The sequence below is a fragment of the Chitinophaga pendula genome, assembly GCF_020386615.1.
Classification (GTDB): Bacteria; Bacteroidota; Bacteroidia; order Chitinophagales; family Chitinophagaceae; genus Chitinophaga; species Chitinophaga pendula.
This window is the reverse complement of record NZ_CP077769.1, coordinates 781,122-805,887: the sequence shown is the minus strand read 5'-3', so window position 1 is coordinate 805,887 and position 24,766 is coordinate 781,122. Positions and strand designations below refer to the sequence as shown.

General features: G+C 45.8%; 18 protein-coding genes. 2 read left to right on the top strand and 16 right to left on the bottom strand.

Going from position 1 to position 24,766, the window contains the following annotated elements; genetic code table 11:
* Window positions 1–21: 21 nt before the first annotated feature.
* The 8 genes from KTO58_RS03270 to KTO58_RS03235 form a co-directional block, all read right to left on the bottom strand.
* On the bottom strand, window positions 22–999 hold the full coding sequence (locus KTO58_RS03270) for a fasciclin domain-containing protein (protein ID WP_095840758.1): 978 nt from the start codon (window positions 997–999) through the stop codon (window positions 22–24).
* A 39-nt stretch (window positions 1,000–1,038) separates the two neighbouring features.
* The gene (locus tag KTO58_RS03265; RefSeq protein ID WP_157753215.1) at window positions 1,039–2,274 is read right to left on the bottom strand and encodes a fasciclin domain-containing protein; all 1,236 of its coding nucleotides are present in this window, start codon (window positions 2,272–2,274) and stop codon (window positions 1,039–1,041) included.
* A 37-nt stretch (window positions 2,275–2,311) separates the two neighbouring features.
* Window positions 2,312–3,394, bottom strand: coding sequence for a fasciclin domain-containing protein (locus KTO58_RS03260; RefSeq protein ID WP_198315035.1), 1,083 nt, complete (start codon window positions 3,392–3,394; stop codon window positions 2,312–2,314).
* Window positions 3,395–3,416: 22 nt separating this feature from the next.
* Complete coding sequence (locus KTO58_RS03255) at window positions 3,417–4,583, bottom strand: hypothetical protein (protein WP_095840761.1); 1,167 nt, start codon at window positions 4,581–4,583, stop codon at window positions 3,417–3,419.
* Between the two features lie 21 nt (window positions 4,584–4,604).
* Window positions 4,605–6,308, bottom strand: a complete 1,704-nt coding sequence (locus tag KTO58_RS03250; protein WP_095840762.1) for a DUF4397 domain-containing protein — start codon at window positions 6,306–6,308, stop codon at window positions 4,605–4,607.
* Between the two features lie 17 nt (window positions 6,309–6,325).
* Window positions 6,326–9,829, bottom strand: coding sequence for a TonB-dependent receptor domain-containing protein (locus KTO58_RS03245; RefSeq protein WP_225860034.1), 3,504 nt, complete (start codon window positions 9,827–9,829; stop codon window positions 6,326–6,328).
* A gap of 110 nt (window positions 9,830–9,939) precedes the next feature.
* Window positions 9,940–10,902, bottom strand: coding sequence for a FecR family protein (locus tag KTO58_RS03240; RefSeq protein ID WP_095840763.1), 963 nt, complete (start codon window positions 10,900–10,902; stop codon window positions 9,940–9,942).
* 119 nt (window positions 10,903–11,021) lie between these two features.
* Entirely contained in the window at window positions 11,022–11,591 is a 570-nt protein-coding gene (locus tag KTO58_RS03235; RefSeq protein ID WP_095840764.1) for an RNA polymerase sigma factor, read from the bottom strand.
* A gap of 132 nt (window positions 11,592–11,723) precedes the next feature.
* Here KTO58_RS03235 and KTO58_RS03230 point away from each other — a divergent pair, with 132 nt between their 5' ends.
* Window positions 11,724–13,847 carry a type IA DNA topoisomerase gene (locus KTO58_RS03230; RefSeq protein ID WP_095840765.1) on the top strand — a complete coding sequence of 708 codons (2,124 nt, stop codon included), beginning with the start codon at window positions 11,724–11,726 and terminating at the stop codon, window positions 13,845–13,847.
* A gap of 453 nt (window positions 13,848–14,300) precedes the next feature.
* On the opposite strand, the gene KTO58_RS03225 is transcribed toward KTO58_RS03230, so the two are convergent.
* The 7 genes from KTO58_RS03225 to KTO58_RS03195 form a co-directional block, all read right to left on the bottom strand.
* Entirely contained in the window at window positions 14,301–14,891 is a 591-nt protein-coding gene (locus KTO58_RS03225; protein ID WP_225860033.1) for a sporulation delaying protein family toxin, read from the bottom strand.
* A 55-nt stretch (window positions 14,892–14,946) separates the two neighbouring features.
* Window positions 14,947–15,864: a sporulation-delaying protein SdpB family protein gene (locus tag KTO58_RS03220; RefSeq protein ID WP_095840769.1), complete on the bottom strand. Its 918-nt coding sequence runs from the start codon at window positions 15,862–15,864 to the stop codon at window positions 14,947–14,949.
* Window positions 15,836–16,420: an SdpA family antimicrobial peptide system protein gene (locus KTO58_RS03215; RefSeq protein WP_157753218.1), complete on the bottom strand. Its 585-nt coding sequence runs from the start codon at window positions 16,418–16,420 to the stop codon at window positions 15,836–15,838. The genes KTO58_RS03220 and KTO58_RS03215 overlap by 29 nt, the downstream gene beginning before the upstream one ends.
* Before the next feature lie 69 nt (window positions 16,421–16,489).
* Complete coding sequence (locus KTO58_RS03210) at window positions 16,490–17,332, bottom strand: sporulation delaying protein family toxin (protein ID WP_095840771.1); 843 nt, start codon at window positions 17,330–17,332, stop codon at window positions 16,490–16,492.
* 119 nt (window positions 17,333–17,451) lie between these two features.
* Complete coding sequence (locus KTO58_RS03205; RefSeq protein ID WP_095840772.1) at window positions 17,452–17,928, bottom strand: DUF1648 domain-containing protein; 477 nt, start codon at window positions 17,926–17,928, stop codon at window positions 17,452–17,454.
* Window positions 17,906–19,015 carry a hypothetical protein gene (locus tag KTO58_RS03200; protein WP_157753219.1) on the bottom strand — a complete coding sequence of 370 codons (1,110 nt, stop codon included), beginning with the start codon at window positions 19,013–19,015 and terminating at the stop codon, window positions 17,906–17,908. The genes KTO58_RS03205 and KTO58_RS03200 overlap by 23 nt, the downstream gene beginning before the upstream one ends.
* 602 nt (window positions 19,016–19,617) lie before the next feature.
* Entirely contained in the window at window positions 19,618–20,526 is a 909-nt protein-coding gene (locus KTO58_RS03195) for an alpha/beta hydrolase (RefSeq protein ID WP_157753220.1), read from the bottom strand.
* A gap of 121 nt (window positions 20,527–20,647) precedes the next feature.
* Here KTO58_RS03195 and KTO58_RS03190 point away from each other — a divergent pair, with 121 nt between their 5' ends.
* Complete coding sequence (locus KTO58_RS03190) at window positions 20,648–22,498, top strand: O-antigen ligase family protein (protein ID WP_095840775.1); 1,851 nt, start codon at window positions 20,648–20,650, stop codon at window positions 22,496–22,498.
* On the opposite strand, the gene KTO58_RS03185 is transcribed toward KTO58_RS03190, so the two are convergent.
* Window positions 22,485–24,761 carry a S41 family peptidase gene (locus tag KTO58_RS03185; RefSeq protein ID WP_095840776.1) on the bottom strand — a complete coding sequence of 759 codons (2,277 nt, stop codon included), beginning with the start codon at window positions 24,759–24,761 and terminating at the stop codon, window positions 22,485–22,487. The genes KTO58_RS03190 and KTO58_RS03185 overlap by 14 nt on opposite strands.
* Window positions 24,762–24,766: the final 5 nt, after the last annotated feature.

Below are 24,766 nucleotides of genomic sequence, written 5' to 3'. Positions count from 1 at the left end.
GACTTTATTAAAGTGTATAGTTTATTGGTTCTCTTTGAGCAGCTGGTCTACGATATGCAGTACACCATTCCCGGTGAGGCGATTTGCTTTTTTGATATTTACGACGCTAGTATTACCAGAACCTTTTAAAGAGACGCTGGTGTATTGTACACCGGACTTCAGCAGTCGGACGATCACGTTCTTACCGTTCAGCATGGCCTGTTCTGTCTGTTCGGTATTGTCGGTGGTAAGGATATAATCGTAGATAAACTTGCGACCATTGAAAATGGTGTAATACAGCATTTTCTTCAATACGGCAGGATCTGTTGCGCCTACGCTGTCTGTGGTAGGAAAACCAAGGGCGCGAAATGCATCGTTGGTAGGTGCAAAAATGGTATATGGTTCTTTACCGGCCAGCAGTTCTTTCAACCCTGCCTGTTGTAGTGCCATATTGAGAAAGGTGAGGGAGGTATCTCCGGCGACGGCGTTGCTCAGGTTGTTAAATACAAGTGGTTGCAGTACGGTATTCATTACCTGTATCAGGCCGTTGCTGGCTGGGAGGTTGTACGTGGTGATCCTGCTTCCGTTGACCGTCAGGATGGTGTCTTTGTTTTTGACCCAGCGGGTGATATACATTTTGGTACCTGCGGTGGTAGTCAGTTCCTGATTAAAGGAAAAAGGTAATTTATTCAGTTCCCAGATACCGGTAAGGATGTGATAACTGATCATCGGTTGCAGCACGGTCATGCTTTCGTTATTGATGGCATTGGCATTTGCATAACCGGCACTCAGGAAGGCGTTATTATCCGGCAGTAGTATTGTATAGGGACCGGGATCTGCCAGTTTGGTTTCAAAGCCGGTGCGACGCATGGCGGCATTGAAGGTGGAAAAGTTAAAGAAGTTGTCCGCGATCACGTAAGTGAGACGGTTGGTTTCTGCTGCTGACAATTCCTGCGTTTTGTCTTTGTTGCAAGCAGCCAATATCCACAGCAAACATCCGGCATATATGATTCGTTTCATTGATTACTTTTTTGTATGATATAAAAAGAGTGCCTGGCCTTAGGGAACGAGCAGGCCGTCATTGAGTACATGGATGACACCATTGAGTACCTGGATATCATGTTGTACCAATGGCATAGGCGCTACTTTTGCGCCTTGCCTTCTGACATATACCTGGCCATTCTTACTGGTGAATTCCAGGTTGAACATCAGCGGACGGCTGCTGCCCACCTGTCCAAGTCTCAGCATCATACCGCTGATAGCCGTATTATCGAGTAGGTCATTATAAAAGAAGGCGGGATGTGCGGGTTTTCCCGACGGGTTGTAAGGACCGGATTCACCCTGGAAGTTCATTTTATGCGGTAATAAGATAGAGTCCAGAGAGGTGAGCGGATCTACATAATATGATTCCTCATCGTTATGCGCATCGCCGATCGGCAAGGTGCGACATGCCAGCGCCCGGATGTCTTCGATAGATTGAAGACCGCTCTTTTTAAATGCTTCGTTGGTAGGAGCAAACAATGTGTACTGGCCTCCATACTTTGGATTAGGATTCAAAAGTGTTAATGTTTGCTGTGTATTATACCAGGGGTTTTTCTCTATATACAAGCTATCGTTGATGCGGCATGCTTCCAGGTAGAAGCTGAAACGTTCATCTGATTGCAGGTATGCGAGCATGTCCATTTGCGGAAGCGGCAGCATACGATTGATGGTATAGAGGGTACCGGATGTTGATTCGATCGCATTACCCCATTTGCTCACCGGGTATCCATTCATCCACAAGCTATCCTTATGAATGCCGGTGAACAGCAGGTAGGTATAGGGAGAGGCTATTGAATATTCGGGAACGTCTGCCGAGGTACGTAAGCTGGCCAATGCTATATTACCCTTTATGGTTGCCAGGCTGGCCGGGGCTACATTTCTATCTGCGATATAATAAGCCAGCAATGCATTCAGTGTATCTGGTAATGTTGTATTAATTTTCCCGAGGGTCCATCCTGCTGCTTTCATGGCATCATCTGTTGGCACGAACAGGGTAAAAGTTCTGCTGTCCAGCTTATGTAGTCTGCCGGTCATATCGGCACGCTTCCAGGCAGCGATAAAGAGGGTATTAGACGTCTGAAAAAGTGTTGTTTCCAGGGATTTCGCCGGGCCGGTATAAGGCACTGGTTCCCCTACAGGGTCTGGTTCAATATCCTGTTTGCGACAGGCTGATATCAGTACTATCAGCCATACTGCGCATATGCACATCCGCTGGTAGTATTTGGTGTTATTGCGTAACGTTCTTGCACACATCTTTTTGTTCATTTATACGTTGTCAATAATTTGAAGGTTATTTTCTGAAGGCATTGGGGTACAGCATCAGGGCATCTATTTTATGCAGCACGCCATTAGCAGCAACGTAATCCATTCCTCTTGTTGGTCCATCTACGAAGTTGACCTGTGGTGGACCATATATTCCCCGTTGTCCGTCTTTATCGGCCGTTGCCACATAACTTTCTTCTATTGCCCAATACTGGTTAAAGCTATAGTAAGGACGGATATAGAAGTCGCCGACGTGGAGATCATTTGTGTAAACAGCATAAGGATCGTTGATCTGGTTCCAGTCGGAGGCGAATATGCGTTTCTTATTACCCATTAGTACATATATTCCCATCATAACAGGCTGGAAATCGCCGGCATTGATCTTTCTCAAGCTGTCGGCCGTTAGGCCATATTGGAGGAACGCCTGATTAGACGGTGCGAATATGGTATAGGGGCCTGCGCCTTTCAGTAATTCCCAATGTTCGAACTGTTGCATGGCCAATTTAAAAAGTGACAGGCTGGTATCAGCGGCTATCTGGTCCTGTAGGGTACCCGGATTATATTTCTGTACTTTACGAATTACGTGTATTACGCCGTTGGCGACGGGGATATCTCTTTTGGTATCGTTGAATACCACTGCGCCATTAACACGCAATACTTTGAACGCATTAGGCGTTTGCGGCCTCCCCTGTTCGTTGGCTGTAGATACATACATATCCGGTCCTGCCAGAGAAGGATACCTGACACCTAGTTGTAAAGGCATTTCGGCCAGGTACAGGCGTCCGATGGTGATATGGTATTTCAATGCAAAGCGGAGACTATCTTTATTCATTTTTGCGAAGTCATCCGCGCTATTAACGCCCCATTCCTGAAAGGCTTTGTTATCGGGGGCAAAGAAGGTATATGGACCACCCTGGTTGAGGCTATCCAATAATCCTGTCTGTTGTAATGCTGCCGATAACAAACTGAGGTCGTAGTTATTTCGGATAAAGTCACCCATTGATCTGGGCAAGGCACTGCGATCTTTGGGTACGGTGAGGTCTTCCTTTTTGCAGCTGTATTGTGCCAGCCCTATGCAGAGGAAGAGTATAAAATATATTGTACGTTTCATATTGTTCATTTTGGGCGATCCATTAATACACTGGCGGTTCGTATTTCCGTTGTATGGTCATGATATAGAATTTGCCGTTTACGAATTCAACGGTATTTACGGTAGCGAAGGACCGGTTAAAATACGCTCCGGAGCGAACCGTAACCACCATGCCTGTCAGTTGATCTGCCAGGGTTTTATGCGCAACGGAGACATGGGCTGGTATTGGCCCGACTGCATAAGTAGAGAAGCGGCCATTACTTTCTCCCATGATATGTAAAAACGGATTGCTTTCCGGTGTATATGCCGGGGAGAGGAACGTAAATAACTGAAAAGAATTACCTGCATATATCCTGGAAGCAGTAGTATCGGCAAACAGCGGAAAACTGTAATAGGGTGCTACTTTCGGATCTTGTGAACGCAGTACTGCGCCCATTAATACATCTTGCTGTCCGGGAATAAAATCACCATTCGCCCGGCCAAGCGTATAGTATACATTCATGGTGTCCATGATACGCTGGTTCAATAAATCACTATTGACTTTTCCTCTTTCATAAAAACCTATGGAGCTGAGGTTGTAAAAGTTCACGTATACCAATGAATCAGAAATTGGTTGGCGGACGAAACTTTCGTTACGGATGTAAAGACCCGGTGCTTTTGTTGCAATGTCCTTCTCCAGTATATGCATGGTATATACTTCTCTGGAGCTGAGGTCAATGACGGTATCGATCATGACGATCTTACGCAGGTCGTCAGATAAGTCGAAGAAAGGCGTATTATTCAGCGGGCGGCTCATGAACATAATACGATGTTTGCCGGCTGGTACTTGTGCCCAGCTGGACAGATCGTATCCGTTGAGGATAGGGCCTGCCAGTACTTTGGCGCTGCCCGGGTATTCTGTCTGGTATAAGGTGGTGTTGGCGCCATCTGGATACGGACGTGCCCAGGCTACTCTTTTGTCGAGGAAGTCGCCGGTGATAGCCGCTTTAACCGGTATTCCATTCGCATCCACTTCAGGATCTACAAGCATAGTGAGGAAAGGCAAAGGAATGTCTTTGGTATCGATCGTTATCTGATAGTCCAGGTTATTAAAGACACGGATGTAGGCAGGACTTTCTATGGTATTGAAGTCTGTCTTCCGGCAGCTGCTGACGCCTGCCATCAGCAACAGCAGGAGCAGCGCTATTTTATTGTATGTATGTATTGTCATAGTCTTTAGAGTTGGAGCTGCTTATTGATTATGTTTGAATACCATCAGCTTTGCTTTGGCGGCGGCCGGTGCATCTGGTTTGAGGCTGCCCACGAGGGCTACGGTAAATATGCCAGCTTCACTTTTTGGTACGCCGCGTTTATACATGGCCGGATTGCTGATAAATGCGGTGCTAGGCAGTGCTGCAACGGTACGTAACCGGTCGCCCGGCAATACATTGGGCTGAGAGGCGAATGCCTGCAGGGAGGTATAGAAGCCGGCATCAAACATAACATAGGGAGCAGACTGTACTGGTTGTCCTAGCAGCAGATGGCGGGCAGCCGGGTTAAACAGCAGGTTATTTTCCTGTCCCAGGGTGAGTTCCTGTAGGCCTTCGCCGAAATGCATAAACCGTATCCAGATCGGGAATTCATCTTTGTAGGAGCTGTAAGTACCATCCTCTACGCTGCCATTGCCGCTATAGTATTTACCACTGAGATTGTTAGCAACGAGGCTGAGGCCAGCGGTTCCATCTTCATTGGCATATATCCAGGCCGTGATATTATCCAGGGGAGCTAACGTCAGGGTTTTCTCCAGCAGAAGTTTCCCGGACTTATCTTTTACCTGTATCTGATAGTTACCCGCAATCATGATGCTATAGGGAGATGCTGTTGTGTAGGATAATGCCGGAGACAGTTGTTTATTATTAACGGTAACGGTTACTTCCTGTCCGTACATGACATTGATTGCCTGTACCCTGGCATAGGTGTTATTCAGGGGCTCTGCATCGGTGATAATCCGGTAACCATTCATTTTTAAGACCATTGTTTCCGGGCTTCCCAAGCTTGAAGGTGTTCTAAAACTGGGCATGGCCGCGGCGGCGATCGTGTATATGCCACCCGGTTGAAAAGAGCGGATAGTGGCATATGACAGGTAGCTGTCTACATATCCGTTTACGACGGGAAGGTTCCGGTTGCCGCTCAGCATGATGCTACCATATTGTGGGTCGATGGTGTTCAGGTCACGAGCGCTACCACCTACTCCTGGCAGTGCGTGTCCATCTGCGGTAAATACCCTGAACTGGTAGGTACCATAAGGGAGTTCTACATACTCGGAATACTTTCCAACGGCTATCTCTCCTACGCCCGGTACCGGTGTTCCGTCAGCGAATGTGAGTATAAGAGGTCCGGTCAGCCGATCGGTGTTAGCGGTCAGGTTGACCAATCTTATTTTAAAGTGGTCTGGTTTAGCCGGTGTGGCAGCCGGACGAGGTATTTCAAATACGGAATCCTGCAGTGTTCCCTGGTTGGGAGAGAAATAGGTGAAGTAATAGTCTTTAGGCTGGTTATAGTCATCTTTCATTTCGAAACCCCTTGTCAGCGGCAGGCCCCAATTGCGGCTAAAGGAAGCAAACTGCACATTGTGTGCTTTGCCATCTGCGCTAACCAGGCGTTGCGGTACGGTGAAAGTAAGCCCCATCCTTCCTGTCTCAGGGAAGTAAGGCCTGGGGATCGTATTACGACCATCATAACCACCCTCTACAGTCGGTTGCAGGAAGGAGGTTAGTTGTTCGCCGTTGATGGACAACTCATTGGCGGCTCTCAGGTTGACAATGCGGATACTGGAGTTAGCATCTGCGGCAGGGTTGACCCTGTTGTCGTACGAGAAGTCTGTTTTTTTGGTACAGGAGAATAATGCGCCTGTGCCTAACAGTACTCCGATTATATAGTGTAATGATCTCTTCATCTTTTTGCAATTATTCATTAGAGCGTATAAGTAAGTCCCAGCATTATTTCGGTACCACGTTTGTAGCTTCTGCGCACATACTTTTTACCATAGTAGGTACCGCCGGTGTTGGGGTTGGCATATACTTCTTCCAGCGGGCGATCCAGGATATTTTTGGCATATCCTTTCAGTTGCAGGCGTTTTATCAGGCGCTGGCTGAATACCAGGTCGAGTACTGGGTTGGGTCTGCTGTAGAGGTCGGGAGTACCGTCGAGGTTTACCTGTATCAGGCGTTCGCCGGTCATATTGAAGGTGGCGGTGATGTCTGTTCCTTTTTCCGGGCGGCTATAATTGAGATAGATGTTAATAGCATAAGGAGCCTGTTCGAACAGCGGGCTATTTTTAGGTGCGCGGCGGTCGATGGCTTGAGAGGCAGCCAGGCGTTCAGGTGTTTTTCTGATCTCACTCTGTGCGAGTAACAGGTTAGAGCCCAGGAAAAACCCTTTCAGCGGGTGCCACAGTTCTCCCAGGTTTTTTACCAGTTCCAGCTCAATACCGTATACCCGTCCTTTGTTAGGGTCGTTCTGGAATTCGATAGCAGGGAATTCGGGAAAGCGGGCATCCAGGCCGGAAGAATTTTGTTTGTACACTTTGGTGAGTTGCTGATCGATCTCCTTGTAGAATACGGAGGCGGCGATCACTTCTCCTGCACGTGGGAACCATTCCCAGCGGAAGTCGTAGTTGGTGGTCAGCTGATTTTTCAAGCGGGGATTACCTACTACCAATGCGAACTGGAAAGGATCGAAATCGAATACGTTGGTCAGTTCTCTCAGTTCCGGGCGGGCCAGCGAGTTACTGTAGCCTAGTCTGAAATTGTGTTGTTTACTCAGTGTATAGGTTAAATTGGCAGAGTAGTAAGGTTTATAATCTGTTTTGTATACAGAGTTAGGCTGTGTATATACCAAGTTTACTTTGTTACCATCTTTGTCTGGTTGTGTAATAGATGCGTCAAGGAATACCCCGGCGGTATCTACGGCTGCTTGTATGTCTGTCATTTCAAAGCGGGCGCCACCGGTCAAGCGTAATTGTTCGGTGATATGTAAGTCGAGCATTCCGTAGAAGGCACGTGTCTCGTAAAAGCCTTTATAGTTATTCGGTGATTTCAGCGGGTTATACAGATATCCTCCTACCCTGCTGGCACCTTCTCCATCGGTGGCGGAAGGGGGACGTATACCGATACGATCATATCCTATCAGGCGATCCAGGTTACCATTGACTTCATATATTGGTACTGCCTTGTATCTGGAATAGTTAGATCCAGGGAGGAAGAGTACGTGTTCGCCAAATTCGCGTTTGCGATGCAGGTAGTTGACACCTGTTTTAAATTCGTGTTTTAGTCCTGCTATTTTGAAAGGGATGGCCAGGTCGGCTTTATAGTTGTAGTTGGTTTCTTTCAGCTTACGAAAACGGCGGCCGTTGGGATCTGCTTGTATAATACCATAGGGTCCATATCCATTTACATAACCGGACACTAGTGAATACAGGTGATTAGTGCCGATTATATCACCAGGTCCGTTAGGATCTGAACTTGGTCTGGTATATGAGCCGCCATTCACTGGTTTGTAATCTGCCAGGTTGATGAAACGGTAGTCAGGATCATCTTGTATGGAGGTGGAAGACGCGAGGTTATAACTCAGGCGGGGGGCGTATTCTCCGCCAAGCAATTTGTGTTCCCCTTGCAGGTTGAAGGTATTGAGTGTGCGATAGCTCTGTTTGAGGGAGTAGATGATATTAGACACAGTACCTGGCAGGCCGGTGTATTCATATGCTCCGTACAAGTTGCTGGCGCGGGTCTCAGCGCCACGACTCCCCAGGTACTGCACGCTGATCTCATGCCGCGGATTAAAGCGGTAGGCCAGGCCGCCCAGGAAGCCGTAGTTGAGTGTTTGTGTTCCGGTATTTTCTTTATAGGTCAGGGCTTTCCCCAGGTGAATGTTGTTAGGAGTGATGTAGTTGGGAATGATACGCGGGCTGTATACTGCGTCATTGCCGGTAAGTACACCCTGGTAGATGCTCCACTGGGTGAGATCTCCTCCATGTATGTCTGTCGTACGGTTGTAATAGTTAGCGCCGGCGATGAGTCCCAGCTGGTGTTTTTTAAACACCTGGAAGGTATTGCCGTAGGTGATGGAATAGATCTGGTTGAGCGGAGCGGATTTATAGCGGGTAGTCATCACCGGATCGAACTGGTGCATGATGCGGTTAATGCGGTTTACTTCTGTGAGCAGTGCGGGATCGTTACGGCTGTTACCGATCTTGTTCTGTATATCTTTCAGGCCGTTGGGATATTGTTTTCCCAGGTCCAGGAATTCCTGGCTTAACGCTTTGTTTTTTACTTTCTGCCCCAGAAATCCGGCATCGCTGTTGATGAAGCTATTCATTTTACCACCCAGTCCTACCTGTGTATTAAAACCGCTTTGTACGGTGATGCTCAGTGTTTGGTGATCGGGGATGGATCGTGTTTTGAGTTCTACGATACCGGCGGATGCATCTGCCGGTTTGTCCGGCGTATTGCTTTTGTATACTGTGATGTTATCCAGCAAGCTGGCAGGGATGAGGTCAAGGGGGATAGTGGTACGATCCGGATCGGAGGAAGCCAGGCGTACACCATTCAGCTGTCCTATCACGCTACGGTCTCCCAGGCCGCGGATGGCTACATATTTATCATCTGTCAGTGTCACCCCGGATACGCGTTGCAGTGCCTGGGCGGTGGTGATACTCGCTGTTTTTTCGATCTGCTGGGCGGAGATACCGTCGGATATCGCGGCGGCATTTTTACGATCTGTCAGTAGGGATACTTCTGTATTGACACGGCGGCGTGCTTCTACGGTCACTCCACCTAATGTCTTACTATCGGGGTTCAATCTTACGCTTAGTAAGCCGCTGTTACCGGCGGGTACGATTTTGGTTTTGTATCCTACGAAATACACGACAACAACGTCGCTGCTATCCTTTACTTCGACGGAGAAGCGGCCGGTGGCATCAGCGGCGGCGTAGCTACCGGTGCTTTGTACCATTACTTCTGCGCCGGCGACAGGTGTATTTTTAGCCGCATCGTAGATGATCCCTGATATAGTGTGACGCCGCGGCCGTGTAGGCACTGTTTCGGGGGTGGGTTTTACAATTTTACGGATTACGACTTTCCTGGCATCTGCTACCTCGAACTCCAGTCCGGTGCCGGCCAGCAGATGCTGCAGGATGTCGGTTACAGGTTTGTTATCAAAAGATATGGTATATGTATTTTTTAGTGTGTTCATTTCTGTGGGGTTGTAGAAAAACGTCACCCCTGTACGTTGTTGCAGCAGTTGCAGGCATCGGGTGATGTTGTCTGCTTTGAACTGTATGCTGACCTTTTTCTGTACAGCGTCCTGTGCCAGCACCGGCAATGCGAAAAACAGGAGTAACAGCAGGCAGCTGCCCCATCTTCGGCCAGTGTCAGCTATTTGTTGCGTAACTGATCCGGGTAGAATTTTTTCCTTCATTCGTTTATGATTATTTTTTAGAAAAAGTGTAGCCATTAACCTCACATAGTGAGGAGATTCCCTTCATGAAAAGGACGGTTGTATAGTGTGTGAAAATATGTTTGAGTTGGTTACCTGATCATGATCGTTCCATCTTTAAGTCTCTCTACCTTTAAGCGGTATGACAGGGATATTATGTTAAGCATGTCCTGTAATGTATCGTTGGCTTCGAATGCACCGGTAAATGCCAGCTGGCCGGTCTTCGGATCTGCCAGCCGGATGCTGACATTATATTTTGTTGCGATCTCGTTAATAACGACGGACAATCTGCAGTCGCTGAAAATAAATTGTTTGCTGATCCATTCTGTTGCTTCCGGAGTATGCTCCTGTACGGCTACGGCATTGCTATCGCTGTGGTAGATCAGTTCCTGGCTGGCGCCGATCTGTCTGGTAGCGAAGTTGCCTGTGCCGGCACTTACTGCGACCCTGCCGCTATGTACACTTACCCTTGCCGCGGTCTGACGATCGCTGTCGGTGACGGTGAAGGCAGTACCCAATACTTTGACCCTCAGGTGAGGCCCTGAGATACGGAAGCTGCTGGAGGCATCCTGTTGTACATCGAAATAGGCCTCTCCGTTTAGTACAACACGGCGTTGTGGTCCGCGGAAATAACGGGGATAAGACACTTCACTGCCACTGTTCAATACGACGATGGTGCTGTCGGGCAGGGTGACCCTTCTCACCTGGAATGAGGAGGCGCTGACGTATTCCATAGGTATAGGAGATACGATATCCTGTAAGGTATAGCGATAGTAATACCCTGCACTACCGGCAATGATGAGTACACAGGCGGCAGCTACCGTACGCCACCGTTTGAGCCATACCAGTCTACCTGCGGGAGCAGCCATGTTGATGGCGCCCTGTAACTCCTGCCATACGGCAAGGCGGTGTTGCTCACTTTGTGTGGTGACAGCTTGTTGTCTTGCTGTTTCCAGCGACTCATCCAGCCAACGGTCTATTAATGCCGTTTCTTTTTCATTCGCATGGCCATTAAGATATTGCCGGATGATCCTGTTTAGTTGTGATATATTCATTCTCCGTAGCAGGCGGTAGTTGGTCCCCCTTTATACATATGTTCCTTCAGGAGGGATGTTTGTCCCGAAAAAGTAGGTTAAGGAATTATTAACAACGCCTAATGCAGTACTGACAAGGGTTATTGTGATAATACGTCGGCAAAGATGATGAGGTAGGCGATAGGTTGGCGAAGGGCTTTGAGGGCAATATGTAATTGGTTACGCACGGTTTTCTCCGATAAGTTCATGCGGTCGGCGATCTCTGCGATGGTCAGCTGTTGTTGCCGGCTGAGCAGGAAGATCTCTCTGGTTTTCGGTGGCAGCTCGCTAAGTTGCTGATGGATCTCCCGGTAGAGGTCTGAGGTATCCAGTTTTTCCCAAATGTCATTTAATACGGGAATGATGTGATCGTGTACCCGGTCGAGTTCTTCAGGACGGTCGAGCAGTTCTTTCAGTTTTTTAAGCGACTGGAAGCGGACGGCCTGGAGGAGGTAATGTTCCAGGGAGCCCTGTATATTGAGGTCATGGCGGCGCCCCCAAAGGGATATATATACAACCTGGACGACGTCTTTGGCCTCTTCTTCGGAGCGGAGTATACGGGAGGCAAAGGCATAAAGGAGCTGCCAGTACTTATTGAAACACGTTTCAAAAGCACTTTCATCCCCTGTACTGATACGCTTTAACAACTCGAAATCTTCACTGCTTTGCATGGGCGCCTGTTTGACAATGCTGCTGCAAAATAAAATAAAGCATTTGCTTGGGTGCTTTAATTTAATGTTAACCCCTGGTGGTGCTGGCTGGAAATTTTGTCCGATATTTGTTTCCCGATTTTTTGATCCTCCATGAAAGTTTGTATTGCCGAAAAGCCGAGTGTGGCCAGGGATATTGCAGAAGTACTAGGCGCTAAACAGCGCCGTGATGGCTTCTATGAAGGTAATGGGTATCAGGTAACCTGGACCTTCGGGCATTTCTGTACCCTGAAAGAGCCACATGATTATACCGAGCAATGGAAATACTGGCGTCTGGAAGACCTGCCCATGATACCCAGCAGTTTCGGTATCAAACTCATTGAAAATAACGGAGTAGAGAAGCAATTTAAAGTGATAGAGCAGCTGGTACAGCAATGTGAGGAGGTGATCAACTGTGGGGATGCCGGCCAGGAAGGGGAACTGATCCAACGCTGGGTGCTGTTGAAGGCAAAATGTACCGCTCCTGTGAAGCGGCTGTGGATATCTTCGCTTACCGAGCAGGCTATACGGGAAGGTTTCAATAATTTGAAGGAGGCCGAACAATATAATAATCTCTATGCTGCCGGCAGTGCGAGGGCTATCGGCGACTGGCTGCTGGGAATGAATGCCACCCGCCTGTTCACCAAAAAGTTTGCAGTAGGTAAGGTCGTGTTATCCATAGGCCGTGTACAGACGCCTACCCTTGCTATGATCGTACAGCGGCAGAAAGAGATCAATGCCTTTGTATCAGAAGATTACTGGGAGCTGAAGACCATCTACCGGGAGACGGAGTTCACTGCGGCTATTGACCGGCTCCGTAGCCCGGATAAAGCAGAAAAAGGGCTAGCCTATCTCAAAGAGCATCCTTTTGAGATCACCTCCTTCGAGAGAAAGGAAGGCAAAGAGGGAAATCCCCGGCTGTTCGACCTCACTGCCTTGCAGGTAGAGGCCAACAAAAAGTTTGCCTTCACCGCAGACGATACGCTGAAACATATTCAGAGCCTGTACGAGAAGAAGCTGGTCACCTACCCCCGCGTAGATACCACCTATCTCTCCGAAGACCTGCATCCTAAAATAGCGGGTATACTCCAGGATATGACGCCGTATAAGGAGCTCACCGTCTCTATACTGGCTAAGCCCATTCCCAAACTCAAAACCGTCTTCGACGATAAAAAGGTTACCGATCACCATGCGATCATCCCTACCGGAGTATATCCTTCGGGGCTGCCGCTGGAAGAGAAACGTATATACGACTTGGTAGCACGCCGGTTCATCGCGGCCTTCTACCCGGAATGTAAGATATCCAACACCACTGTATTAGGGAAAGTAGGCCAGGTACCCTTTAAAGCTACCGGTAAACAGATACTGGAACCCGGCTGGAAAGAGGTGTATGCTAACGATGTTGTAGAAAAGAAAGAAGGCGAAGACGAAGAGAAGGTCATCCCTGAGTTCACCGTAGGTGAAAGTGGTCCTCATACCCCCCGTATCCACCAGGGCAGGACCAGTCCGCCTAAAGCCTTCACCGAAGCGACGCTGCTGCGTGCCATGGAAACCGCCGGCAAACAGGTAGACGACGAAGAGATGCGGGAATTGCTCAAAGACAACGGCATCGGCCGGCCGTCCACACGCGCTAATATCATCGAGACCCTTTTCCGCCGTAAGTACATCGAAAAGAAAAAGAAAAACATCTATGCCACCCAGACCGGCATGGACCTCATCGACACCATACAGAACGAACTGCTGAAAAGCGCCGAACTGACCGGTATCTGGGAGCGGAAACTGCGGCTCATCGAAAAAGGGGAATACGCTTCCGAGACCTTCAAGCAGGAACTGATACAGATGGTGGTCGATCTCACCCAGGAAGTAAAAACCAGCTCCTACAAGACCATTACCATCGCGCCGGAAGCACCGCCGGCACCCGAAAAGCTGGAGAAGCCCGCTAAACCTAAAGCACCCAAAAAAACCGTTCACCTCACCGAACAGCCATGCCCCAAGTGCAAGGCATATCCACTCAAAAAGGGAAACACGGCCTATGGCTGTGCTAATTTCGCCGCTTGCGGTTTTAAAGTGCCTTTTGAGATCATGGGCAAAAAACTCACCGACAAACAGCTCCTCGACTTACTTACCAAAGGGAAAACCACTAAAATAAAAGGACTACTACCTCCCGGTGCTGCCAGTCCGGTCGAAGGTAAGCTCGTACTAAATGACCAGTTCGAAGTACAGATAGACATCTCCTGATTTTCAACTATACTGAACAAATACCTTTTCATCCCTACCAACCAGGGATTTGTACATTTTTTTCCCACACAATAAAACGATGATCTATTTTGCAGTCCTATTTGACCTATATACTGTACCCATTCCTATTTGGGTTTATTCTGGCTAAAAAAAGGTTCATTAAGAAAATGAACAGCATGTTCAGTAAGCCGGGTTTCTACCCGGCACTTTTGTCCGAAGCCAATATAGCGCTTATCTACAACCCTGGTTACGCCACTATTGATACGATCTGATGCACCGATTGTTCTTCGGCAGTTATTATGCTGGCAACAGCACCCTTTACAAAGACAATACCTTTAACAAGGTCCTCTGCCGTGTACTAATTTTATAGCATAAACCACCTACAAAAAAACTTCTGTAGATGGTTATCATAATATACAACGTAAGTGTATTTACCGGTATAAAGAAAAATGCTCAGGAGAACATGCCCACCAACTGGTGTACCAGTTCTTCTCTTCTAAGGTTGTCTTTTGCATTGGCGGCATAGGTGTATGCTTCTACAACCACAAAAGTGCTACCGCCAGTTACGGGAGGTGAAGGAAGCACCACACAAACCAAAATATCATCAACAATACCTTTTGCGCTGGTGGACAGACTTTTCCGTTCTGCCATCATCAGACCTGCCAACTTTTTCTGGCCTTCCAGGATGGCATTATTGATAGTGACAGGATCTCCACTTGCAATTTCACGTTTGAAATGCTCGAAGTAGGTCGGGTCTTCCTTTTGTATTTTTTCCAACAGCCATGTTTGTTTATCCCTGAATTGCTGGTAGGCTGTGGTGCCTTCCATGTTTTTAATAAGCGGTAAAAGCTCGTTGTAAGCAGGAATAGCTGCTGCAACCTCACCTTTTAAAAGAATAATACCTGCAAAAAGCTCTTGCCCTGAATAAATATTCAATGTCCTATTGTCTTTGCTTTTTTTGAATGCCAGGGATATAACCGCCATACTTGATATAACGGCTATTGTACAGATGGTCTTCCATATTTTGGAATGTAAAAGTTTCATAGTTTTTGTTTTGTGAGTGAAACAATTTATGTTACGCTGATATTATGCTGTTTTGCTATCTTATCTTTTTGGGCAGATGCCATTTCAGTTGCTGATCTACGGGGGCAAGATACAAGAGTAATGCGCCTGCCATAGAAAGGAAGAAAGAGAATAGTCCGTGAATAACAATAATAGAAAAATGAAATACCATACCGGATATCAGCAAGCTACGATAGTACTTTTTATCGAGGAAAAGGGCTAAGAATAAAATGAATTCAAACGCGATAACGCCCCAGGTGAGTATAACAATAATATATGGGTTGGTGAGTAGCGGGTTTAAAATAGGTTTCATCCAGCTGCACATACCAAAAGTGGGGTTATTGAACCAATAATAAACGGCTGTTCCGTTCGCCCAATCGTCGATTGGCATTTTCCCTACCGCTGCATGAAAATAAATGAATGCTACCTGTAAGCGAAGTAGCAAATAAAAGAAATTCGACACTAGTAATCTTTCTGGTTGCAGCTTTGCACTCATTTCTTTTGTAATGGCATACCAATGATTGCTACGCGGATCGCACAAGCATATAGGAATTAATAACAAAGTCATATTCGATGCGATCTGGTCGCCCCCTTCTACCATCATCACGGAATTGACAAAACTTACACAGATCCAATAATGAAGCACTGCAGATATTTTTGGTATCCATCCACTCATTACCAAGAGTAATATAGCGATAGCGATCCATCTGAGTATATTAATCTGATCGTAGGGGAGCAGGTAAAAGAAATTGATCTTATCCCAGATCAGGTTATACATTCTGATATTACCGACGCCATCTGGCCGGAAGATGGTATCCGGCTTATTCGTCAGTAGCGTCAGAAAAGTGCTTAATGCCAATATGGATCTGGCCAAGCCAAGATAATTAGTAAAAATGTTAGTGCTAATAAACCGGTCAACGGCATTATCAATTTTTATTGTTAGCTGGCTTAACATATAGTCTGATAATTTTGTATGGCATAATGATTTCCTTTCCCGAACCGGCCCATGCCCATGGTATAGGTGGAGTTAATTGAAAAATAAGGTCTCCGCTACAAGCAGGATCAGGAGCGGTATTGTTCACAATATGCGGTCTCAGTGTGTCTGTTTTAAAGAAAGAGCTGACTGGATAACGGCTTTCCAACCAATCTTCATCGTTTAACTGTCGTAATAGCACAGCAATTTCCGGCCCTATGGCTCTTCCTTTTCTGTTCAGCCCGAATATAAACCGTAAGCTGCTGCCGGGTACGTTTACCAACTCCCAGTGGCCATCGGGCTGTTTCTTATACACATATAAAACGTCTTCCCGTGCATTACGTGTAAAGAAAGCCCATCCCTCCGGCAAAAAAGAGATAACGTGAAATCTGGAATTGGATTTAAGTGCGACCGGATTATTAGGCAAGGAAGCCAATGCTACGAAGTATAACACAAATAATAAAGACGCTACCAGGAACAATAGCATTAGTCGCAGCCGTACACGTTGGCTACTTGTTCTGCTTTGGATATTATTCATAAATGATCCGGGATTTATGTGATCATACACAGGGAGGATCAATAGTAATCATTGACCCTCCCTGTTTAACTAAATGTGGCTCACTATTGAAGCAATGAGTTGTTCGTGTTTTAAACCTGAATGATCATCTTTCAGCCGGGTTACTTCATTCCAGAAATTCACGGCAAAATGTACGTTAACACCTGTTTCAACATTGGCTGCCAATGCGAGGTTGATATAACCAACAACGTTGATCACGATAGCGACATTAATCGCCAGTGCAGCATTTATACAAGCGTTGTCCAGTGAGGTAACTGCGTCTTTGCTACCGGAAGCATGACCGAGAACCTGATCGAAATTGTTTCCGAATATTTCGCTTATACGGGTGTTCAACGTTTGTTGATTCACCTTTCCACTTCTGATGTCAACAATCAGCTGGTCAAACTTGCCTGGTTTGCTTATCAACGCTTCTTTTACCAGGCTGCTGGCTACTGTCTTATCTACCCCGGCAGAAATCTTGTTCAGGAAAGCTGTCTTGGCAGTGATATCTGTTGCTTTTTTGATAGCAGCATCTACTCTTACAACATCTTTGCTCAGTATCTCATTCTTAAATTCATTCAGATAGTCCGGATAATACTCATTAATTTTTCCGATCAGGGATTTAACGTAGCTGTCAGCTGCAGCAACGTCTGTCCCCTTAATTTTACTTGTCAATTCCTGGATCTCCCGATATTCAGGGATCTGTGCGGCTACAGGACCGCGAGCTAGTACAATACCGGTAAATAATTCTTCTCCACTGTAATTTTTCTGTACAGCAGGCAGGGCGTCTTTTTGGTCTTTCTGGCAGCTAACAATAATTGTTCCTAAGGTAAGGAATCCGAAGAGGGCGGCAGGCACAATAAATTTTCGCCTAGATGTGAATCTTGGTTTCATTTGTTGGGTTTTTTAGATGAAAAAATAAAAATGATTAACAAATACGATATATGCCAAGGGATATAGTTTATGGTTAACTAACTTAGCGCTGATAGGGATAATAAATTAATTCACTGTTTTTAACCGAGGGCTATAGTAATCGTTGTCACTGCAATAATCAGAAATATTAAGGCGCAAAACATTCTCAATACAATTAACAGTCGCTTTGTAGCATTTCCACGCTGTTCATCTCTTACCCCCCAGTTTTCCGGATCACCTTTATAATTTTTGTATATAAAACTACTTTGTATAAGTATCGAAAGGACGACAAACACGGTAAAAGATACGATGAGCAAACTCCAGATATTGCTTTTGTCACCATAGGCATCTGCTTCTCCCCGGATATTATAGTGCGTAGGTATCCGCGCAGGCATACCGGCATAAGATAATGTAATGATCAAAAAGTGTGCGATCATCATTAGTGCTGTCACGATACTCATTACAATGTACCTACGCTGTACATTAGATGGCAGCACGACTTCTTTTATCTTTTGAACGATCATGTTAAATACAATAATTGGTTGACCAGAAATGCTACCACCAACGTTGTTCTCCATCTTCCATAGTAAAACAACGCGCTATATTTTCACTACCCTTTGTTACTAATCGATACAACCCATTACGGGGAATATTATCAAATGCCAGTTGTTTGTCGACTGCCCGGGCTGTCCGGGTCTCTTTCCATCCATCCTTCCAATAATACAAGGTATATTCACTATGATTAACAGGTTCGCTTCTCAGTTTGTTATCAGCTATCTTTTCCAGTGTAGGTACGAACGCTTCTCCGCTCCAGTTCATCTTCCTGATGACATCCAGCTGGTCCATTTCTTTAGACTGCAGATATTTTACGCGTACCTGCATGAAGGAATGTTCATCCGGGATCAACGATACAAGCTTGCCGGCAGCATTGAGGTATAACGGATAATCAATGGGCATAAAGGAAAAACCGGAATAGATAATAGGGATGTACATAGCATTAACAGCCATATCCTTAAAACGGACCTTTCCTTTTTCATCGACCAGTCCCCAGGCTGTAGGTTGCCATTGTCCTTTACTGAATACACCGAGATAAGCTACTCTCGCACCGGATCTGGGGAAATAAGAGGTATCTACCTGCAATGTTATATCCCCTACCGGCAAGTACTCCCTGGTAACATCGATCATTCGATCCGATGCAAATATATCTGGAATAGGTAATTTCCCTCCTGCTATACTTTGTAAACTATTTTTGTTAATGGAGAATGTCTTACGGAATACTTTTCCACAGATATGATAGGAATTCTTACCAGCATCCTTATTCCTGATCAGCAATAGCGGATTATATGCATTAGGATCGGCTTCCAACCCCATAAAGGGTATATGTTTACCACCTTCACTTATCAAGACATTCCACATATGTCCACCACCATTATTATTAGCCCAAGCCGGCGTAAAATCTGTTGTAGCAGCAACCCCATAGGCCCGGAGGGGATAAGTAATCAGCTTACACATTTCCACGCAATTACCATTATTTTGCCGGCTCAGCACCGACCATCCCTTAAACGCGGCCAGATTGCCTTTGACCGTGTAACGGAATCCCTGTTTCAGCTCTTTATTAAATGCATTACAGAGCGCTGTATCTGTCCATACGGCATGTTGTTTCAAAGCGTCTGTAATGGGCAGGAACCGCTGTCTGACTACTGCTCTCCAATTCTCGAGCGGCTCTTGGTCGAAACGGTACGGAAGCACATACTCACAAAAGTCACTAAAGCTAAGACTGCCATTTAGCAAACGTGTTCTACAATTTTCTACTGCATCATCAATATTTCCAATTAACTGTTTCGCAGCAATTGTAGTGATGTCATCCTGCCATATCATACGATTATTAACCGAGTCTATTTTACCGGTATTTAATCCCTGTATATTTCTGATCAGAAAGTAACAGGCCTGCAATTTGAATGAATCATTTTCTTGGCGAAAGTGTTCAATGACTTCCTGGAATTTACTTTCTTGGCGCCCGAATGTCTTCAGACAGGCGGTTACGTCCTGCGGGATACCTGTATTTTCATTACAAGATATACCACATTGTAAGACAAGACCTAGGAAGACTAAATAACAGTTGCTCCAAATACGCATAGTTAACAAAAGCGTGACGGGTTGTTAAAATAAGCTGCTACGACATTCTTTTATTAAGAACATAAGTCTTAATTCACAGGATAAGAATCAGATTTAATTAAAGATAGAAAAAAAACGATATCGCAGAGATTTTATTTCACAAAATTATTTTTCCTGATAAAAACATTTATGTGTTCTGCAATAGCCGCCGATATAGGTGTTGCAGGGGAGTTATATAACTGAATATTACGATTGTTATCCTGTTCGCTTATCTTCAAGACATGATTCATATGCTGGATAATAGCTGTCATCGCAGCAGGTTTCGCCTTGATAAGTTTATCTGTTTCTGCCATTTTTATCTGAAGATCATTATCTCCCTGAATGATCAGCACAGGTGCATCTATTGCCGCGATCTCCCGTGATGGATCATAAGCCATCATCGTCATAAGAAAGGGCTGAACATCGTGTCTAAACAAGGCAGTCAATTCTCTCGGTACAGAGTCTACTGTTTCCTTATTCCTGAGTTTCGACAATATCGTTCCTGCCTTTGCAGACAATAATGGCATCCGTTCTTTGATCTGGCCAAGCAGAATCGTGTCTATAGGGCTACCGGGCGCCCCTATGGCAATATAGCCATCCGCCTGTGCCTTTTTACCAGCTATGAAGGAGATGAGCGCACCTTCGCTATGTCCTATAAGTATTGCACGTCTGAAATGATAACGTTCTCTTAAATAGGATATACATGCAACAAGATCTTGTATATAATTATCGAACGTCAGTTTATATTCCTTACTACCTGCCCGGGCGCTGGCTGCCACTCCACGTTTATCATATCTGAATACCGAAACTCCTTTTTGTGCAAGGTCGTGTGCGAGAAAACGATACGTATTTGGATAAATGATACCAGCCTGATTGCCATCCCGGTCCGTCGGTCCGGAACCGGCGACAATAACAGCTACCAAATGATTAGAATCCCTGGAATCCGGTGTGGTCAAAGTACCAGACAATGACACACCACCTTCTACTGGTATTAACAACTCTTGTTCCCTGTAAAAATTCACTGTTCTTTTTTGCGCGAATAACGGTTTGCAGGCTAGGATAATTAATAAAAGAAATATTTGTTTCATTAGGATATTTTAATAATTTTCATCATAATAATAATCATTATTTAGCAATTAGCATATGCCCCCATCCCTATTCACACGCTGCTGCATCGGTATACTGATCATATTGCTGACGACACTCGTAATTGCTGACTATTACTGGGGTTCCAAGACTATCTTCTATTTCGAGGACGTCTATTATATCATGATCAGCCTCTCTCTTTTCCTGGTTATCGTAGCCATCACCTTCTTTACCAGTAATACTGTCCCGTTGCATATTTCTTTTTCCTGGACGGATCTGCTTTTATTACTGCTAGCCGGATATATAACCTACCGTAGCCCGCTTTATATGAATATCAATCATGCATTATTAAATACTACGCTCCTTGAATTTTATTGTGCATTTGCCTTGTATTACGTTATTAAACACTGTCTGATAAGATACCAGCTGCAGGATCTGATCGTCGTCGTTGTTAGTGTCATTACCTTGCTTGAAGCGATATTAGGTATACTCCAGTTCTATAGCATCGTAGGGTATGCCAACAGTAATTTTAAATTAGGTGGCACTTTTAACAACCCGAGTATACTAGGCAATTTCTTTGCATTGACCATTCCATTTTTATTGGGTATTGCTCTTTTTTCGTCGCACACCGCTATTACCAGGGTACAGAAGTCCCTTATTTACCTGATAGTTGTATTGGCGGTGTATGCGCTCATAATTACTATGTCTCGCAGCAGCTGGATAGGACTGATGGTTAGCTTACTGGCATTGCTGATCATCAGGTACCGAATGGAAATCGTTCATTGGAAAAACAGGTTACCAAAATTATTTACAGGTGCCATCGTTGTTTTGACAATAGGCAGTATTGCGATGATGTTCATTCTTTTTTCATTAAAAAAGGATTCTTCGATCGGCAGGTATTTTATTTATAAACGTTGCTTTGAACTCATCGCTGCCAATCCGGTGGCCGGTCATGGGCAGGGAAGTTTCGGGCGCACTTACAATCTCTTCCAGTCTGCCTATTTCGCGAAGCATCCGGCGACACTGCAAGAAAAAATGGTGGCTGACAATATAAACATAGCCCCCGGTGATCTTATTCAGATATGGATAGAATTGGGAAGTATAGGACTTATACTCCTGCTTATTATTTTTCTGATTATCATCTTGCGCGGCATCTCCCAGTTGAAAGACCTGGAAGGTAAAGACAGATGTTTTCAGGCTGGAAGCCTTGGCGCCATAATTGCCATCGCGGTTTGCGGATTATTATCATATCCGCTGCATATTATCCCGGTATCTATACCGGCACTCATCATCTTATGCCTGCAGCATACAGCAGAAGGTACACTTTTTACGGTTTCATTGCCCGGCAAGATCAAGCAGATATCACTATTAATACTTGCGGGTATTGTGTCCTTATTGTTTTATATACAGATACAGCAATACAGTTTGCAACGGGAATGGCGCAAACTGAATATTGCTGCCGGTTTTCTGAACAATGAAAACACCGTAGAACATTATTACAGATTGTATAAAAGCCTGCATGACAAGTACCTGTTCCTATCTGAAATGGGTGTCAAACTATTTCAATTGGGTAGGTACTCAGCCGCTATCCATTTATTGGATGAAAGCAATTATTATTTAGCAAATTATCAAACCTTTATCTACATAGGAATTGCCTATCAGGAGCTGAATGATGATGCTAAGGCATTGCAAAATTTTAAGATAGCTGTCAATATGGTACCCAACAGGCTCTTACCTAAGTTTCATTTATTAAAATGTTATCTAAAGATGGGTAAACCGGTAGAAGCCCAAATGCTTGCCAATGAGATACTAACTATGCCAATCAAAGTCAGCAATCCAACTACTGACTTCATAAAAGAGGAAGTGACACGAATGATGTCAACGACTCCTTTCCCTAATGCCCGTTAATCACCTTCAACGCCGCTTCCATCAATTCATCCCGGCCTTCCTTAATACCCCGTATCGTCGGACGAACGGGCATATCTATCTTTATGCCTACCCGCTGTGTCTGTCTGCCATCGGGATAGTAGATACCGATACCGGAGATAAAGGTTTTAACATTACCGGGTAAGTTGATCGTGGAAATATCTCCGTCGGCGCCGGAGGTTGTGCTGCCTATGGTGATATTATCCGGTGTCGTCTGAAAGGCCATTACGGTATACTCTGACTGGCTCTGTGCACGGCTATCTACCAGCATAACGACTTTTCCTTTGTAGCTGCTATCATTGGATATGCCATTCGAACTATTACCTCCTATCTCGATCAGGCCAGGCTGCGTATGTCCCACAAAGTCAAATTTTACAAAGGGAGAGGCAGCAGGCTTTAACCATTCCCCATAGGTATACGGCATAAATACAGCCGGGTAACAGCGGAAATCAAAGATGATGGCTTTGGTCTTGGCAAAAAGACGCTTGATGGTTGCCAGGTCGTTGTTGGTCAAACGTGCAGGATAGATGTATCCTATGTTGCCGCCATCCAATAGTTTATATCCCACTGCGGCCGGACCGCCGATCTGCTCTTCCTGGCGGTTCATATACCGCAATGGCAATGTTGCCACGGGTACCTTGATCTGGCGGCCATCACGTACCAGCGTTAGCTGCATGACCGTATCGTTGGTACGCAAGAGCCATCCCTGCATGCCGGGAAGGTCTCTTAACTGTGCATCCAGGTTGGATGCCGGCGTGACCGGCAGGTATTGCTTTACCAGTTTCTGCACCGGCTGATGATTGATGGCATCAATGACATCTCCGGGCTGGAGCAACCGGGTGATCTCCATCGTATCTTTATAGTGACCGGTTACGACCAGTTTGTTCTCTGCAAAACGGGCGATAACAGGTACCATCCGCGTCCCTATTAAGGTATCCAACGTAGGGTTGTTACCCCATATGTTAGCGTGGGTATCGTTGACACGGGCAATAATACGCAGGAACGCACGCGTATAGTCGTATTTGTCAGCTGCTTCCACAAAAGGTTGGATAGAGGTAGCCAGTACCTGGTTCCAGTCCTCTCCTGTTATATGACGATTAGGATAAAAATACTGGATGATATTCCAGTACTGGTACAAGGCTACTAACCGTATGCCCGCGTCGGGATAAGGATTTTTACCAAAGGTCTGTTCATTACCAAATTGCGGATTGCCCACTCCCGACGCCATGGATACATAATAATGCGCTGGTGGTTGTTTATAATTATCCCGGATAGATGCCAGCTTCTGTACCAGCGAGGCAGGCAGGTTATGTGGCTGGAACAGGTAACCATAGTCCGGCTTCACCCGTATCTTACTGCTGTCGATATCCGCACAGTGCTTACAGGGAATTACCGGTCCTAAGACATCCACCCATTTCTCCATCACTGCATATACAATATTATCCTCCGCTGTGGCCAGTATAGCAGGGAGTAACCGTAATAAAGCAGCATCCCAGTTATGTTTGCCCTCCGCAATCGCAGGGTGGTAATATTTCAGGAATCCCCACAACATACCCAGGTTAGTTAGCTGCTGCACCCGTTTAGGCGTTAAAGCGATATGATGAATACCAGAACCACTATTCATACTGGTATCTAAATCTGCTCCGGTCATTTTTTTAGGAGCGGCCTGCTCATAAGGCATACCGTCTACTTCCAGTTGCAGATTGTCTACCCATACTTTTCCTTTTCCCGCCAGCAGTCCACCGACGAGTATGTTGGTCGTCTTAACCGGATCATAAGGTAATTCCACACTGTACTTCGTCCAGTCTGTAGTACCCATCAGCCCGACGGGCCGCATATTATTGAGTTGCAATACTCCTCCCTTCCCATCCGTTCGCATCCAGATACCCGCAAACCCGCTGACATCTTCCGTTTTAAGGTATCCACTTAACTTTAATTGGCTGCCGGTAAAAGTCGCGGGTATAGTGTACTGGCATACGCCAAAACCACCAGGGACCGGTTCTGCTATATTGGTGATACGCACCGCATACCGCCCATGTTGCACCACCTGAGAATCCAGCTCAGTAACGAAAGCATCTGATACACCCGGACGGGATAACACCCAGGTGCGGGGGGTTTTATGCGAATAGTCTACCTGCTCAAAATCAAAATTACCAGATGGAGAAGATAACTGTGCGCGGCAAGACAACAGCAGTGTCATCGCTGATAGTGCCAGTGCCCGGCAGCGGAATGTTTTCAGTGGCATAGTAA